At 37.1% G+C, this 16911-nt stretch carries 12 protein-coding genes and 1 riboswitch; of the genes, 8 read left to right on the top strand and 4 right to left on the bottom strand.

Going from position 1 to position 16911, the window contains the following annotated elements:
- Window positions 1-421: 421 nt before the first annotated feature.
- Window positions 422-507, top strand: a riboswitch (cyclic di-GMP riboswitch).
- A 106-nt stretch (window positions 508-613) separates the two neighbouring features.
- The 5 genes from MOK21_RS18780 (at window position 614) to MOK21_RS18800 (ending at window position 7516) form a co-directional block, all read left to right on the top strand.
- Window positions 614-2356, top strand: a complete 1743-nt coding sequence (locus MOK21_RS18780) for a methyl-accepting chemotaxis protein (protein ID WP_249075482.1) — start codon at window positions 614-616, stop codon at window positions 2354-2356.
- The gene (locus MOK21_RS18785) at window positions 2356-3108 is read left to right on the top strand and encodes an SDR family NAD(P)-dependent oxidoreductase (protein WP_249075483.1); all 753 of its coding nucleotides are present in this window, start codon (window positions 2356-2358) and stop codon (window positions 3106-3108) included. The genes MOK21_RS18780 and MOK21_RS18785 overlap by 1 nt, the downstream gene beginning before the upstream one ends.
- Window positions 3109-3132: 24 nt before the next feature.
- Window positions 3133-4623, top strand: coding sequence for a sodium:solute symporter family protein (locus MOK21_RS18790; protein ID WP_249075484.1), 1491 nt, complete (start codon window positions 3133-3135; stop codon window positions 4621-4623).
- A 368-nt stretch (window positions 4624-4991) separates the two neighbouring features.
- A complete protein-coding gene (locus MOK21_RS18795; protein WP_249075485.1) occupies window positions 4992-6737 on the top strand; it encodes a methyl-accepting chemotaxis protein in 1746 nt (581 codons plus the stop codon).
- Window positions 6738-6823: 86 nt separating this feature from the next.
- Complete coding sequence (locus tag MOK21_RS18800) at window positions 6824-7516, top strand: hypothetical protein (protein WP_249075486.1); 693 nt, start codon at window positions 6824-6826, stop codon at window positions 7514-7516.
- A 282-nt stretch (window positions 7517-7798) separates the two neighbouring features.
- Here the strand turns inward: MOK21_RS18800 and MOK21_RS18805 are convergent, their stop codons facing one another.
- The 3 genes from MOK21_RS18805 to MOK21_RS18815 form a co-directional block, all read right to left on the bottom strand.
- On the bottom strand, window positions 7799-9493 hold the full coding sequence (locus MOK21_RS18805) for a methyl-accepting chemotaxis protein (protein ID WP_249075487.1): 1695 nt from the start codon (window positions 9491-9493) through the stop codon (window positions 7799-7801).
- A gap of 265 nt (window positions 9494-9758) precedes the next feature.
- A complete protein-coding gene (locus MOK21_RS18810; RefSeq protein WP_249075488.1) occupies window positions 9759-10754 on the bottom strand; it encodes a M23 family metallopeptidase in 996 nt (331 codons plus the stop codon).
- Complete coding sequence (locus MOK21_RS18815) at window positions 10751-11002, bottom strand: hypothetical protein (protein WP_249075489.1); 252 nt, start codon at window positions 11000-11002, stop codon at window positions 10751-10753. Before MOK21_RS18815 ends, MOK21_RS18810 begins: the two co-directional genes overlap by 4 nt.
- A 481-nt stretch (window positions 11003-11483) precedes the next feature.
- Here MOK21_RS18815 and MOK21_RS18820 point away from each other — a divergent pair, with 481 nt between their 5' ends.
- The 3 genes from MOK21_RS18820 to MOK21_RS18830 all read left to right on the top strand — a co-directional run bounded on the left by MOK21_RS18820 (window position 11484) and on the right by MOK21_RS18830 (window position 16208).
- Window positions 11484-13379 carry a PrkA family serine protein kinase gene (locus tag MOK21_RS18820; RefSeq protein ID WP_249075548.1) on the top strand — a complete coding sequence of 632 codons (1896 nt, stop codon included), beginning with the start codon at window positions 11484-11486 and terminating at the stop codon, window positions 13377-13379.
- A gap of 240 nt (window positions 13380-13619) precedes the next feature.
- Window positions 13620-14777 carry a sporulation protein YhbH gene (gene yhbH / locus MOK21_RS18825; protein WP_249075490.1) on the top strand — a complete coding sequence of 386 codons (1158 nt, stop codon included), beginning with the start codon at window positions 13620-13622 and terminating at the stop codon, window positions 14775-14777.
- Between the two features lie 33 nt (window positions 14778-14810).
- Window positions 14811-16208, top strand: coding sequence for a SpoVR family protein (locus MOK21_RS18830; protein ID WP_249075549.1), 1398 nt, complete (start codon window positions 14811-14813; stop codon window positions 16206-16208).
- 204 nt (window positions 16209-16412) lie between these two features.
- Here MOK21_RS18830 and MOK21_RS18835 read toward each other — a convergent pair whose 3' ends face one another.
- Entirely contained in the window at window positions 16413-16739 is a 327-nt protein-coding gene (locus tag MOK21_RS18835; RefSeq protein WP_249075491.1) for a hypothetical protein, read from the bottom strand.
- Between the last annotated feature and the right edge of the window lie 172 nt (window positions 16740-16911).

A 16911-nucleotide genomic window follows, 5' to 3' on the forward strand; every position in this document is an offset into this window, starting at 1 on the left:
CAGCTACAATAGTACATTGTAGCTGTTTTACTGTAGACAAATACTTACTCGTACATAAAAACTTTATTAATGGGCAGACACCGTTTAGCATGTTGATGTGGTGATCCCTGTCTTGGCATTTAATAATTGCTATTTCACTATTTTGTTTCACATTGAAGCCAAGCTCGCGGAAAGCGCCGAGGCGAAAGTGAAGACGACCTGTGTTTATGGATACGTAAAAATTTAATTTATTCTTTTGCCAACAAGCATGCAGCTACACTATTACGTTGTAGCTGTTTTTTATTGCACTGAAGAGAATTGTGAATGAAATGAGAAAATAATGTAAAAATATTCATTTCATACCTATAGTGAAATAGTAAAAATTATGTGTATTTTCTTCTGTAACATTGACTACTTTTACCCATTGTGTTAATTTGAGGAGGAAAAAGATGGGCAAATCTACTGAAAGGTAGAGACGCAAAGCAACAGGTCTAAGGTAATAAATACTATGATGGCTGAGCTGCAAAGAAGTACTAGTTAAGTACATATATTGCTAGTTATATTCTTTGATGCCTATTTCTTTGAAATAGGTTATTTTTTTGCTAAAAACATGATAAAGGGGGAAGTAATAATCATGAAGTTGTTAAAAAATGCATCATTAAAAAACAAACTTTTATTAACGGTTTCTATTATTGTTTTGCTTTTAATTGCTATTATTACGACGCAAAGTATTAGAGAATTAAACAATCGAATGTCTGTTGATTTAGAAGAAGAATTGAAAAGTGTTGGTTTATTGACAGCTATGAATCTTGATAGTGATGATATTAAAGATTTGTTGGATAACAAGGGAGAGACTAGCGCTGAATTCAAGAAAATTCAAAAACAACTCGATAAGATTCAAGAAGAACAAGGAATTATGAGTTGGAGCTATATTTGGGATGTAAAGGATACAGAGGGCGTTACCCCGATAGGCTATACTTCGAATTTGAACGATGTATATGAAGCGGGTGAACTCTTTACTGATTTAGCAGATGAACATGTGAAAACAGCTAAATTAGCAATTGAAAATAACAGTACTGAGGTAACTAATATTTTCAAAGATCCATATGGTTCATGGCGAACTGTATTTAGCCCTATTAAAGATGACAATGGAAAACTCATTGCGTTATTAGGAATTGATTATTCTGCGGACTACATAAAAACGATCATTAAAACAAGTGTCATTAAACAAATTGTTATAGCTGTTATTGGAATTTTAATTTTATTAATTTTACTTTACATAATTATTGATCGTCTATTAAAGCCACTTAATAAGGTAGTTAATGCTGCAAATCAAGTAGCGAATGGGGAATTAGTAAATGTAGATTTAGAAATAACGAAGGACGAGATTGGAAATTTATCTAAATCCATTAATACGATGGTTTCAAATTTACAGCATATCATTTTAAATATTAGAAACACATCTGATAACGTATCTTCTGCTGCTAATCAGCTAACTGTTAATGCTGCAGAAACGTATAATAGTGCGACAAATATTGCTCAAGACATGGGGCAAATCACGCAAAATGCCGAGGCTTCAATGGTTATGACTGAGGAAACAGCTGCCGCTATGGAGGAAACAGCGACAGGCATCCAGCAAATTGCTGACTCTGCAAATACTGCCGCTGAATCTTCTATTTCTGCTTCACAAGCATCAGAACGTGGAAATCATGTGGTTCAGCAAGTCATTGCACAAATGGAGTTGATTAATGATTCTGTTGAACAAATCGGTACAACGATCAACGGATTACATATCAATACGAAAAAAATTAGCGATATTGTCAATCTTATTACAGCCATAGCAGATCAAACAAATTTACTAGCATTAAATGCGGCAATCGAAGCTGCTAGAGCTGGAGAGCATGGGAAAGGCTTCGCGGTTGTCGCTGATGAGGTGAGACGATTAGCAGAGCAATCATCACAATCTGCAACGGAAATATACAATTTAATTAGTACAATACAAGCTGATTCTAACGCTTCTATCAATGTTATGGAAAAAGGTAAAGAAGATGTAAAGGCTGGTATGGAGTTTACAAATGAAGTAGGGGAAATCTTTAAAGAGATTCTCACTTCATCAGAAGAAGTTGCAAGTCAGATTCGCGAAATTTCAGCTGCATCACAACAAATTTCTGCTTCATCTGAGGAAGTAGCAGCATCTGTCAATAATATTAAGCAATCTGCGGAGCAGTCATCTGAATTCTCTGCGAATGTGTCAAATGCAACGCAAGAGCAATTGACGACTATGCAAGAGGTGAAAGAGGCATCTTCTTCATTAGGAAACACAGCGGAAGAATTGCAGGGACTTGTAGCAAAATTTAAATTGGAGAACGATCAATAATGGAAATTAATTTTAAAGGAAAAAATGTACTCATTACAGGTTCAAGTAAAGGAATCGGCAAAGCCATTGCTTTAGGCTTTGCCGAGCAAGGGGCCAACGTATGCATCAATTATATTGGTGATGACAACGAGGCAGAGGAGGTTCGTGCACAAGCAGAAAAGTTTGGTGGACAGGCTATCAAATTTAATGCAGATGTATCGAATTCTCAGCAAGTTCAAGCTATGTATCAATATATGGACAACCAGTTAGGCGAAATTGATATTCTTGTCAATAACGCTGGCTTCGCACAGGCTTCAAGCATTACGGATTTAACAGATGAGCAGTGGGATAAAATGATTAAAGTTCATCTATATGGTTGCTTCTACAATTGCCGAGAAGCCGCAAAAAGAATGAAAGAACAAAACAATGGGAAAATTATTAATATTTCTTCTGATATTGGTAGTTTAGGTTGTGAGGAATTCACGCATTATTCAGCTGCAAAGGGTGGCATTAATGCATTTACGAAGGCTTTAGCACGAGAGTTAGCACCTTCGATATTAGTCAATGCAGTAGCTCCTAGTGGTACTTTTACAGACATCCTAAAGGAATTTGGGGAGAATTATGTAGAGGAAGAGTCTGCTAAATATCCGTTAAAACGATTAGCTCAACCTGAAGAAATCGCGAAGACTGTGTTATTTTTAGCTTCAGAAAATGCGAATTTCTATACGGGGCAAGTATTAACGCCTAATGGCGGAGTCGTTATGAACGGTTAATGTGGAGAACTGAGGAGCAATACTATGTTAAATTTAATCATCTTTAGCTTATACTTAATTTTTATTTATTACATTGGATATAAAGGATACAAACGAGTAAATACTGCGGAGGATTTGATTGTTGCTGGGTGGAGTATGCCTTTATCTGTTGTCACAGGAAGTCTAGTAGCGGCCTTATTAGCAGCTCCATTCTTTTTTGCTGCAGTAGGCTCTGGTTACACAAGTGGTGGCTTTGAAGGTTCAGCAACAATGGGCGGTTTAGGAACTTGTATGATTCTTGGAGCACTCATTTGGACGAAACCACTACGTAGATTAAAGGGCTGGACATTAGCAGACTACTACGGATTAAGATATGGTAGTAAAAAGCTAGGTGCTTATACAGGCGCTGTAATGGCGATTGCCTTTGGTGTCTTTAATGCTGCAGCGTTAACAGTAGGTGGCACGTATATTATTCAGCAGCTATTGCAAATTGACTTCGTTCCAGCGGCATTACTTTTTGTGTCGTTAACTGCCTTGTATTCTGTTATTGGTGGCTTATGGGCTGTAGCCTATACGGAAATTGTTCAGGGAGCACTAGCAGTAGCGGGTATATTGGGGATTACAATTTTTATCTTATTCTATTATCCTGACGTAACATTTAACCCAGAGTGGTGGAATATTAGTGAACTCTTCAATAAGGCTGGAGCAGAGTTTTGGACACTATATCTTGTGTTAGCATTGGGTGATATACCAGCGGTGGATTTAGGACAAAGGGTAGCCGCTGCGAAAAGTCCAAAAGTAGCACAGCGTAGTATGATTATAGCTGGCATCATTATTATCGCAATCAGCTGGATTCCGGGTATGTTAGGAGAAGCGTTTAAAACGATTTATCCGGATAGTTCAAACCCAGAGACGTTAATGCTTGCCTTTGCACAAGGATATTTCCCGCCGTTGTTAGCGGCGATCTTTTTAACGGCAATGGCGGCGATGGGGATGTCTACTGTAGCCGCATGTTATGTTGCGACTTCAGGGATTATTACCAAAAACATTTATTTAGACTTTATTAATCGTAATCCGGATCCTAAAAAACTATTAAGATTTTCAAGACTTATTATTATTTTAAGCGCTTTGCTAGGCTTAGTTCTAGCAGTCAGCTTCCAGAAAGTAATTGATTTAGCCTATTTGGCATGGGATATTGTATTCGTAACAATTTTCTGGCCTATCGTTTTGGGACCGTTTTGGAAGCGAGTAAGTACACCTGCAGTTTGGACAAGTATATCTGTCGGGTTAGTATATTACATCGTTACATCTCTAACCTATGTACCTAGTTTTGATATTCAATCTGAAGGATTTTTAGGTTTATTAAATGAGCTATGGCAGGCACCTGTATTCTCAGGAGTTGTGATTACAGGTCTAACAATTGTTATCGTTAGTTTGCTTATTCCACCTTCACAACACGTTCTCGAGATGCATAAAATTGAAAAAGATAAGACTTTGGACAATGTCGGTAGTAAAGAGGAATTAAAGGAACAATAAAATAAAAAATTTATAAACACAAGAGCATTATTTTCAATGCCCTTGTGTTTTTTTAGAATATTACCTTAAAAATGGCCATTTTTAGCTAGTTTTGGCAAATAAAAATCGATATTTAGAAAATACCAACATTGTACTAGTGGGAATGTTGTAAAATTTATTGTTACTAAAATTTCAACTTCTTTCAGCAATGGGTTTCTGTAGCGAAAGCGGAGCGTCAGCTACAAATGTTTTCAGTAGCGACAGCTAGAAATTTGCAACGGAAGTTACAGAAGCCTCTCACCTTTAGGCGCAATTAGACAGTGGCATCATTGATGTTTTGCAGTAAGCATTCACATAGAAAATAAAAAATAACTTTGGGGAGTTTTACGATGAGAAGTAGCTTAAAAATTAAAATGTTAATGGTATTTTCTATTTTACTTGTTATCTCGTGTTTACTGATTAGCTTTTTTATTTATCGTTCATCATTGGAGCTGGTAAAAAAGACAGTTGGTCAGCAAAATGTAAATATGATTGATCAGGCAATCTCAAAGATAGATAGTAATGGCTATCAAAAATTAGAAATCGGTGGCAAAAAAGATGACTATTACTATGAGTTACAAAAAGAATTGAGCACTGTTAAAGAGCTTCATAAAGTATCTAGTTTGTATACGATGACTCGCATACAAAATGGTGAGGGATATGACTACTACTATATGATAGATAGTGTACCGAATGATGATGAAACGATTGGTAATCAAGAGGACTCACCAGATTCTTACCCTAAAATGAAGCAAGTATTTGAAACAGGGCAAATACAATTTCAGCTTTCAAATGATTCACAATACGGAGCTGTACTTGCCATCTACGCGCCAATAAAAAATGATGCTGGCGAAGTAGTAGGATTACTAGGGGCAGATTTAGATGCCACAGAAGTTTATGCAGATATGAATGCTAATCAAATGAAAATCATATTGATTACGCTAATTGTACTAATAGTAGGCATCTGTATTGTTTATTTCTTCACAGATTATTTAACGAAGCCAATAAGAAATTTAACATCGCAAGTAAAACAAGTTGGCAATGGAGATTTAACGATAAAAATAGAAACAGATCGAAAAGATGAAATCGGCGCTTTAACAAATGCATTCCAACAAATGGTGCTAGATTTACAAAAAATTATTATTGGAATCAATTCTAGCTCTAAGCAGTTAATCGATACGACGAACGGAGTAGCAAGAAGTAGTGAACAGGCAAATGAGGCGATTAGTCATATTTCTGCCTCCATCCAAGAAGTGTCGGCTGGAGCACATGCACAGTATAAAAGCGCAGAGGAAAGCTCTGCTACATTAGAGCAAATGTCGGAGGGTATTCAACATATTGCCGAGGCTTCTTCCAATGTATCTCAATTATCATCTATTAGCTTACAAAACGTAGAGCTTGGAAATGGGAACATTGAAAAAGTAATTCAGCAAATGAATATTATTAATGATTCCGTCCAATTATCTGCAAATGCTATTAAAAAACTAGAGAATCAATCAAATGAAGTATCACTTATTATCAATATGATTCGTGAAATTGCTACACAAACGAATCTACTTGCTTTAAATGCTGCAATTGAAGCGGCTAGAGCTGGCGAATCTGGAAAGGGCTTTGCCGTAGTAGCTGAAGAAGTAAGAAAGCTCGCGGAGCAATCAGAAAAATCGGCGAATAGCATATCCAATTTGATCTCCCAAATAAATGAGGATACAAGCTTAACGGTGCAAACTATGAATGTAGTAACAGAAAATGTAGAAGACGGTTTACAGGCTGTTGAAGAAGCTGGAAAATCATTTGAAAGTATTCTCCACTCTATTCAGGGTGTAGTATCTCACACCAAACAAGTTTCTGTAACCTCAGAAGAAATGTCCGCATTTTCTGAGGAGATTACAGCAGGCGTTATGGAAACAACGATGCTTGCTAATAAGGCTGCAAAGGCAACAGAAAATGTTGTAGAGCGTACGATGGAGCAAGAAAGTTACAATCAAGATATCCTCCATTCTGTTTTACAACTGAACAAAATGGCAGAAGAACTAGAAAAGTCCGTTTCAAAGTTTGAAGTAGACGCTAAAAACACAAATAATTCCCACAAAATTTAAGAATGAAAAGATAATTATTAGAATAAAATTGCTATTAACATGAATGAAATCATTCTATCGATGATCTTTTTGAGGGTGGGATATGGATGAAAACCTTTTTTCTTTTCTTTCTAGGGATAATCTATTTATTACTAGCAAAGTCATTCGAATCTGCTATTTTTAGTAAAGTTTTTTTTATCATTGGTTTAGGACTTTTAATCGCAGGGATTATTCGATTTGTAAAAGAACAATATATCTATAACAATCTATTTAATGCAATGAAAGAGGCAAGTGAGGAGGAGCTTAAGGCAATTCCTCATACACATTGCATCATCTCAAATGATTGTTTAAATGCTTTATTATTAAATGAACCTACAAATAAACTTTTTCTCGTAAGTAGAGAAGATTTAGAAGAAGATTTGATAAAAAAAGAAATTCCATTCAATAAAATATATGAAGTTGCTATAGTAGAGGACGAAATGTATATTGCTAGGACTAGCAATACTTTAATAAGTGGCTCATTACTTGGAGAAGAACTGGATATAGAAGAAGAGGAATACGAATACGATGAAAAGGACCCTGAGTATAACACTGTGTCTCAATTGACGTTAAAAATTGTAGCGGATAACTTATCTGATCCTATTCTAGAATATGTTTTTCTGGATAGCGATGAGCCTTTATCAAGAGAAGAAGATGAGTATCAAGAGGCGCTAGAGTCATGTGAGGAATGGTTTCAGAAGATCAGTGTTATTATAAAACGTTATGAGCTTGAAAGGGTGCCAATTAGACAGTGGCAATAAACGAATATGTAGTAAGAAAGCTATCTCGAATTAATATCGAGATAGCTTTTTAGGTAGAGATTCTAAACGCTCAGGTAGTGAACCAAAGTGCTCGGGTGAACCAAAGAAGTGATCCGGTATCTTCTCAAAGTGCTCGGGTAAGCCAAAGAAGTGATCCGCTCTGACTCCAAACTGCTCGGGTAAGCTCAAAAAGTGATCCGCTCAACTCCAAACCGGTCGGGGTACCAAAGAACTCCGTTAGAGACTCAACACATTCACGTTCTCCAAATTAAGAATCCTAATTTAAATTTTAAATTGCTGTAATTGGATATTTAGCTCTTCCGCCATACTAGCAAGCTGATTTGCACTTCTTGAAATTTCCTCCATCGTAGCGGCAGTTTCCTCTACAGTTGCTGTTGTTTGTTCTACACCAGCTGCAGACTCTTGAGAAATAGAAGCCATTTCATCAACAGAGGTATTGATAGACTGTGAATTTTGAGCTACTTTATTTATATTGCTTGAAATGGTATTTATGTTAAGAATCATTTCTGCAACTGCATCCGAAATTTGGTCGAATGTTTCATTTGTTTGATTTAGTTGTGCTGTTCCTCTTTTTACTTCATTATACCCGGATTGTAGAGCGGTTGTTACATTGCTAGTTTCACCTTGTATGCGGTTGACGATTGTTGAAATATCAGTGACAGAGAATTGTACTTGTTCGGCAAGCTTACGAACTTCATCAGCTACAACTGCAAAACCTTTACCATGTTCTCCTGCGCGAGCTGCTTCGATGGCAGCATTTAAGGCAAGTAAATTTGTTTGATTTGAAATATCATCAATGACAGAAACTAGCTTGGTAATTTCAGCAGACTGCCTATTTAAGCCTTCTACTTTTTTCACTGAATCTAAAACGATCTCATTTATAGTAGTCATTTGTTGTGTTGATTGTTTCATTAAGTCTTTACCTGTTGTTGTTAGTTCTTGTACATGACTTGAATGCTCTTTTAATTCAATACCTTCCTGTGTTGTTTCATGGATACTGCGCTGGAAAGAAGCCATTGTTTCGGCTAAATCACCTGCTGTAGATGCTTGTGTTTCTGTGCCTGAGGCTAGCTCCTGCATTGTCACGGTAATTTGTTCTGTGCCTGACTGTACCTCATTAGAAGATTGGGCTAGCTCTTCACTACTAGCTGCTACTGTTTGAGAAACCGTATGGATGGAGCTTATGGTTTGCTTTAATTTTTCATTCATTTCATTGGCGGAACGCATTAATTGACCAATCTCATCACGATGAGTTATTGGAAGTAGTTCATGTTGCAAATTACCGTCCGCTAATTCATTCATACGCGTTGAAACGATGGTAATAGGCTTAGAAATATCTCTAGCAGTGACAATAGCGATTAAGACACCTGCGATTGTCAATACAATGCTAACAATCAGTCCAACTATTTTATTGTTTAAACTTGTTGATACTACGTCATCTCCTACTTGAGTAATGGCATCTGAGCGTTTATTGGCTAATTCTTCATAACCAACACGCACGTCGGTTACAAGATTATTGATAGCTGTTAAATTTTTTAATGCTAATTGTTTATCCCCTTTTTTATAAACATCGAATACTTCGGTATTCACGCGATTACTCCATGTGCGTGCCATTTCTACTAGCGCCGCACGCTCAGGTGTATTTTCGTATTTCTCCACAATACTATTGTTTTCCTCAGCAACTTGACGATATTCATTAAACGTTTCTATGTATTTTTCTTCACCAGATACGACATAACTTAAAGCTGCAGAGAGACGAACACTCATTGACATAGCTAAATTTTTACTAGCAGTTAAGACAAGTAAATCTTCTTGCACTAAACTTTCTGCTTGTTTTTCCATCTTATTATTAGAAATGTAAGTAAAGGTTGTAAAACAAACAACTAATACTAATAAAAGAATAAATGCACTTAATATTCGAGCTTTAAGTGTTTTAAACTGAAAAAAACCTTTCATCTTTTCCCACCCTTTGCTAAATGGTTTTTGCAAAATAAATTGTTATAGTACAAATATTATTTTATAACTAAATCTTTATATAAATAAGCCCTTTTAATGGAAAAATGAAAAATGGTTTTTTTTAGTACAATAACATTTTCGTGTTCATGAGATAGGTAGTTAAAAATATATGTCTACAGTGTAATTATGGAGTTTTTTTAATACATTTATGTATTTTTTCCTACTTAATGAGAAAAAGCACTTGCTGCACCAAGCGCTCCGAATTTTATTTTTTTTCTTTTTTAGCTATTCGCTCCCATTGTAGTAATGATGGATATGGATCAAATGCCCATTCTGTACGTCCATTGAACTTGTATATTCCATAGTGAAGATGAGGTGGGAATTTTCCTGACGTTCCTTCTTTTCCGTAGCCAGAGCTACCAACATAACCGAGAACAGTTCCAGGTTCGACAAGGTCTCCTACTTTAATCTTCTTATTATAACTACCAAGATGGGCATAATAATGATATGAGTTATGGTTATCTCGAATTCCTATGCGCCAACCACCAAATTGGTTCCAGCCCTTTATTTCGACTATTCCGTAAGAAGTAGAAAGTACTGGAGTACCATAGCTAGCGAAAATATCTGTCCCTTCGTGAATACGGCGTCCACCCCAGCCCCGATTGTCACCCCATGTGCTCCGATAACTGTAATCGTAATTAGTAGGGATTGGGAATGTGTGATTATCGAGCTCAGTTGTTTTGAAATGACTATACATTTTGGAAATGGTGAAGATTTGATTTACGGCTTGTTCACTCCCGTAATACTCCCATAAAGCTAATTTAAAGTCCTCATCTGTCGTTCCAAATTTACTTAAAAAAGTAGCCATGGAGAATATGGTATCGGCATCATCCTTTGGGCTGGCAACTCCATCACCATTGCCGTCTAGTCCCATTCCGCCAAAGTAACTAATTGTTTCTGGGCGGGTATCATCTCGTACAGGATTTAAAGCACCTGACCAATATTCATCAGAAAATTGAATGGCGATAATACCATCCCTTTTCGGAATATCTTTACGAACTGATTGTAAATTGCGTTCATATTGGTCAATGGCTGCTAAGAAATGCCATGGAATGAGTAATTCGTCAAATTGTACGTAATAGGCCATACGTTGCTGCACAATTTCTTCTTGATTGGGTTCTTCTTTTGCAAAAGCAAAAGTGGGGAGAGTAAAACTCCAAAATAGCATCCATGAGAAAAGGAATAAAAAATGGCGATTCAATAATGGACCTCCTTTCTAACGTTAGAATAACCGAATTTTTTATCTTCATTCAGTACTTTTTGTGGGAATACAAAGATGTAGAAATGAGCAATTTTTGTAAAAAAACCTGGCTCATAGCGTGTGGTTGATTTCCGTTCCGGCTGGGCGCTTTGCCGCTGACGCTTCGCTTTCGCGCAGATAAAACATTGTAGCTGACGCTTCGCTTTCGCTACAGATAAAACATTGTAGCTGACGCTTCGCTTTCGCACAGAGCAAAGCTTCCTGGGGGCGTCCGATGAGCCGCTTGGGCCAACAGATGTTTTTTGCGCGAAAGCGTAGTGTTAACGCAGCGGCAGCAGAGGGTTTTGTTTGTGCGAAAGCGTAGCGACAGCAACAGCGGGATGTTGGTCACGAAGGCGTTATCACAGGATGTGATGCTCTTAGCCTTCGTTCCTCTATGTGCTCGCTCCAGGGTCTCATCTGTGACGCTAATCCCCGAAGAGTCGCCCATCCTCCACTCCAATCAACTTATATACATAGCAAATGTTTTAATAAATGTCATCCCAAACTTTTGGTGATGTGCCAATAAAATGCCAGTCGAAATGAATAATGTTTCAATTCATTCTTTCGTTCAGCAAAAAAAATATAGGCAATATAAGAAGAAACTTTGACAAAGAAAAAGTAATGGGTATCATAATGTCTTTTCCTTCATACTATGTTATAAATCAAGCCCTGAATGGAGGGAAGGCTATCAACATTTTAGATAAAGTGAAAAGCTATCGCGAAGAAGAAAATCGGCTGAAGTGGGAAGGAACATTTGCAGATTATTTAAACATCATCAAGGAAAGACCTGAAGTTGCTCAAACAGCCCATTCACGCGTCTACAATATGGTAAAAAGTGCTGGTGTAGAGGAACGCGATGGGCAAAAAATGTATAAATTTTTCGGTCAGGAAATTTTTGGGCTTGAAACAGCAATTGAAAGACTGGTGGAGGAATATTTCCATCCAGCAGCGCGAAGATTGGATGTTAGAAAACGTATTTTGTTATTAATGGGACCAGTAAGTGGTGGTAAATCAACAATAGTGACCTTGTTGAAACGTGGACTCGAGCAATTTTCGAGAACAGATGAAGGCGCAGTTTTCGCCATTAAGGGATGTCCAATGCATGAGGATCCCTTACATTTAATTCCGCATCATTTACGTAATGAATTTTATGAGGAGTATGGTATACGAATTGAAGGAAGCTTATCGCCTTTAAATACGATGCGTCTTGAAAAGGAGTACGACGGACGTATCGAAAATGTAATGATTGAACGTATTACTTTTTCTGAAGACAAACGTGTGGGTATAGGAACATTTACGCCATCAGATCCAAAATCGCAGGATATTGCTGACTTAACAGGTAGTATTGATTTCTCAACAATTGGAGAATTTGGTTCTGAATCTGACCCTCGTGCTTATCGTTTTGACGGTGAACTAAATAAGGCAAATAGGGGTATGATGGAATTCCAAGAAATGTTAAAGCTCGATGAGAAATTCTTGTGGAATTTATTATCTTTAACGCAGGAAGGAAATTTTAAAGCAGGTAGGTTTGCATTAATTAGTGCAGATGAGTTAATTGTTGCGCATACGAACGAAACAGAGTATCGTTCATTTATTTCAAATAAAAAGAATGAGGCGTTACATTCACGAATTATTGTCATGCCGATTCCGTATAACTTAAAAGTAAGTCAGGAAGAATTGATTTACGAAAAAATGATTAAAGAAAGCGATATGTCACATGTTCATATTGCGCCGCATGCATTGAAGGCCGCAGCAATCTTTTCGGTTCTAACAAGACTTGAAGTACCGAAAAAACAAGGTGTGGATCTTATTAAAAAAATGAGACTGTACGACGGAGAAAATGTGGAGGGATTTAATTCCGTTGACTTAGAGGAGCTTAAAAAAGAGTTTCCGAACGAAGGCATGAACGGTATTGATCCACGGTATATTATTAATCGTATTTCTTCTGCTATTATCCGAAAAGAGGTACCATCTATCAATGCGTTAGATGTTCTGCGTGCACTTAAGGATGGGCTTGACCAGCACGCTTCCATTTCTCAGGAAGATCGAGAAAAATATATGAACTATATTGCAGTTGCTCGAAGAGAGTATGATGAAATTGCCAAAAATGAAGTGCAAAAAGCATTCGTTTATTCGTATGAAGAGTCTGCAAAAACATTGATGAATAATTATCTTGATAATGTAGAAGCGTTTTGTAATAAAAATAAAATCTTCGATCCATTGACTGGTGAGGAAATGAATCCTGATGAAAAATTAATGCGCTCTATTGAGGAGCAAATTGGCATTTCGGAAAATGCGAAAAAAGCATTCCGAGAGGAGATATTAATTCGTATCTCTGCTTATGCTCGAAAAGGGAAGCGTTTTGATTATAATTCTCATGAAAGATTACGAGAAGCCATACAGAAGAAACTATTTGCGGATCTTAAGGATGTCGTAAAAATTACAACATCCTCAAAAATGCCGGATGAGTCACAGCTTAAGAAGATTAATGAGGTTGTGGCGAGACTTGTTGATGAGCATGGCTATAATACAACTTCTGCTAATGAGTTATTGCAGTATGTAGGTAGTCTGTTAAATCGTTAATGACTTTGACTGACCTATTCAGTGGAAACTATAAGACTATTGATAGGAATGAATAGGAGTGTCCCATTTTAGGGCACTCCTTTTATCTTCATTTTAACTTTTTTGCAAGTAACATCACGTTGGCCTAAAGCCTCCGGCGGATGTTACGGAATGATGCTGAGGCATAATTGATAGTTCATGAAAGTGAATCACCAGCATAGTATAGAAAAAAGCGAATTTGATAGATGGGTGAGGATAAAAATGACTGAAAACGAAAATAAACGCTTTGCCATTTCTCAGGAAAATTGGTCCCTCCATCGTAAAGGGCACCAAGATCAGCAACGGCATATGGAAAAAGTAAAAGATGCTATTAAGAATAATTTACCTGATTTAGTTAGTGAAGAAAGTATTGTCATGTCCAATGGTCGCGAGGTAATTAAAATACCTATTCGTTCACTTGATGAATATAAAATTCGATATAACTATGATAATTCCAAGCATGTTGGCCAAGGTCAAGGAGACAGTAATGTAGGTGATGTAGTTGCGCGCGATGCCAGCAAAGGCAATCAGGCTAATGGTAAAGGAAAAGAAGCTGGTGACAAGCCAGGTCATGATTATTATGAAGCTGAAGTAAGCATCGAAGAGGTTCAAAATGTGTTATTTAACGAGCTTGAGCTTCCAAACTTACAGCAAAAAGAAAAAGCGGATATTAAGACGGAAAAAATTGAGTTTAACGATATTCGGAAAAAAGGTTTAATGGGAAATGTGGATAAAAAGCGCACAATTCTCAATGCGCTAAAGCGTAACGCTATGCAAGGAAAAGCAGAAATTACGCCAATTCATAATGATGATCTACGTTTTAAAACGTGGGATGAAGTAGAAAAACCGGAGTCGAAGGCAGTGGTCCTTGCCATGATGGATACAAGTGGCTCGATGGGCTCCTTCGAAAAATATTGCGCAAGGAGCTTCTTCTTTTGGATGACTAAATTTTTGCGCTCTAAGTATGAAACAGTGGAAATTGAGTTTATTGCGCATCATACCGAGGCAAAGGTAGTGACAGAAGAGGAGTTTTTCACGAAGGGAGAAAGTGGTGGAACGATTTGTTCATCTGCTTATAAAAAGGCATTGGAACTAGTTCACGAAAAGTATAATCCTGCTCGCTATAATATTTATCCTGTACATTTTTCAGATGGTGAAAATATATCAATGGATAATGAAAAGTGCTTGAAGCTAGTGGCAGAGTTAATGGAAGTATCGAGCATGTTTGGATACGGTGAGGTCAATCAGCATAACCGCTTCTCTACACTTATGTACACTTACAAAAAAATAGATGACCCTAAATTTAGATATCATATTTTGAGAAAAAAAGGTGATGTGTACGATGCCTTAAAGAGCTTTTTCAAAAAAAGTGAAACGTAAATCATGTTCAAGGGAGGGGACGGAAAAGTGGAGATGAACGAGCTTGAACGAGCGATTGATGAAATTACAGAAATTGCCTCAAGCTTTGGCTTAGATTTTTTTCCAATGCGCTATGAAATATGTCCGGCAGATATTATTTATACATTTGGCGCATATGGTATGCCTACTCGATTTTCACATTGGAGCTTCGGTAAACAATTTCACAAAATGAAGCTTCAATATGATTTAGGGTTAAGTCAAATCTATGAGCTAGTGATAAACTCAAACCCGTGCTATGCATTTTTACTTGATACAAATACGTTAACACAAAATAAATTAATTATTGCGCATGTATTGGCGCACTGTGATTTCTTTAAAAATAATGTACGCTTCTCCAATACTAGGAGAGATATGGTGGAGAGTATGACTGCAACAGCTGAACGGATTGCTGGCTATGAAAGAGAATATGGAAAGGATGAGGTCGAACAGTTTTTAGATGCGGTTTTAGCGATTCAGGAGCATATCGATCCATCTCTTTTACGGCCTAAATTGTCTTGGAATACGGAGGATGAACATGAAGAAGATATGCCTCAAGCAAGATCACCGTATGATGATCTATGGAGATTAGATGATAAGGAAACGGAGTATAAATCGGTAAGGCGAAAAATAAAGAACTTCCCGCCAAAGCCCGAAAAAGATTTGCTGCTATTTTTAGAGGAACATAGTCGCGAGCTGGAGGACTGGCAGCGAGATATTTTAACAATGATGCGTGAGGAAATGCTTTATTTTTGGCCACAACTAGAGACAAAAATTATGAATGAGGGTTGGGCTTCCTTTTGGCATCAACGCATTATGCGTGAGCTTAAGTTAACGACAGCGGAAACAATTGAATACGCGAAATTAAATGCAGGTGTTGTGCAGCCTTCAAAGACAACTATTAATCCTTATTACCTTGGTGTGAAAATTTTCGAGGATATAGAAAACCGCTATAATCATCCGACAGAGGAGATGAGGAAGCTAGGTGTTCAACCGAACTCAGGTCGAGAGAAAATGTTCGAGGTAAGGGAGATTGAGTCGGATATATCCTTTATCCGTAACTATTTAACGAAGGATTTAGCAAAACGAGAGGACCTTTATTTATTCCAGAAAAAGGGAAATGAATACCGTATTACAGACAAGGAGCATGAAATGGTACGAGATCAGCTCGTATCAATGCGCGTAAACGGAGGTTTCCCATATATCGTCGTTAAAAATGGAGATTACCTTCGTAACGGAGAGCTTTATTTAGTTCATGGATATGAAGGGATGGAGCTTGATCCGCACTATTTAGAAAATGTTTTGCCATATATTTATCAGCTATGGGGTCGTCCTGTTCATTTAGAAACATATGTGGATGGAAAACCAATGCTTTATTCATATGATGGTACCAAAAATTATAAACGGAATATGTGAGGCGTGATTCCTAGGTGGATAATCCAAATCAAAAAAACTTCTATCTGTTGGGTTGAAATATTCCAGCAGATAGAAGTTTTAATTTTTGATAGTATTACATAAAGGTTCATCGCCATAATGTGGGGGTGATTTCCGTTCAGGCTGGGCGTTTTGCTGTCGCTTCGCTTTCGCTACAGATATTATGATGCTGCGCCCAAATAAACTTTATGCGTTTTCTTCATCTAACAATGGAGAGAACTCATTTTCATCTTCACTACTTTCACTATGATTCGAAGATAAAGGGGTGTCACTGTCTCTTACTTTTATTCCTTGTTGTCCGCCAACTTCGTCATTATTGTCACCTGTAATACCGCTTCTCCCGTTTATGGCATTTTGGCCTCCTTCGTTGGCATTAGTACCTACATCTTTATTTATTTGCCCTTTACCTCCAGCCCTTTGTTCAAAGTGGATTTCTTTATTGCCAATATTAAAAGTAAGATTGATAATAAAATGATTTTTAGATGGTTCCTTTGAGGGTTCTTTATCAGGCATCGTTTTCACCTCCTTCATTTCAGCAATACTACTAAGTTATTAATTTTTCTCTAGCTTACTTGTTTATGTAGCCCTAAAATGTATAAATAATTTGAAGGGAAGGAGACTGAAAAAATGTTCCTTATCGCAAAATTTGTTAAAATGAATAGGATTTGAATATAAGAAGAACTGG

The organism is Lysinibacillus sp. BPa_S21 (assembly GCF_023337795.1).
Lineage (GTDB): Bacteria > Bacillota > Bacilli > Bacillales_A > Planococcaceae > Lysinibacillus.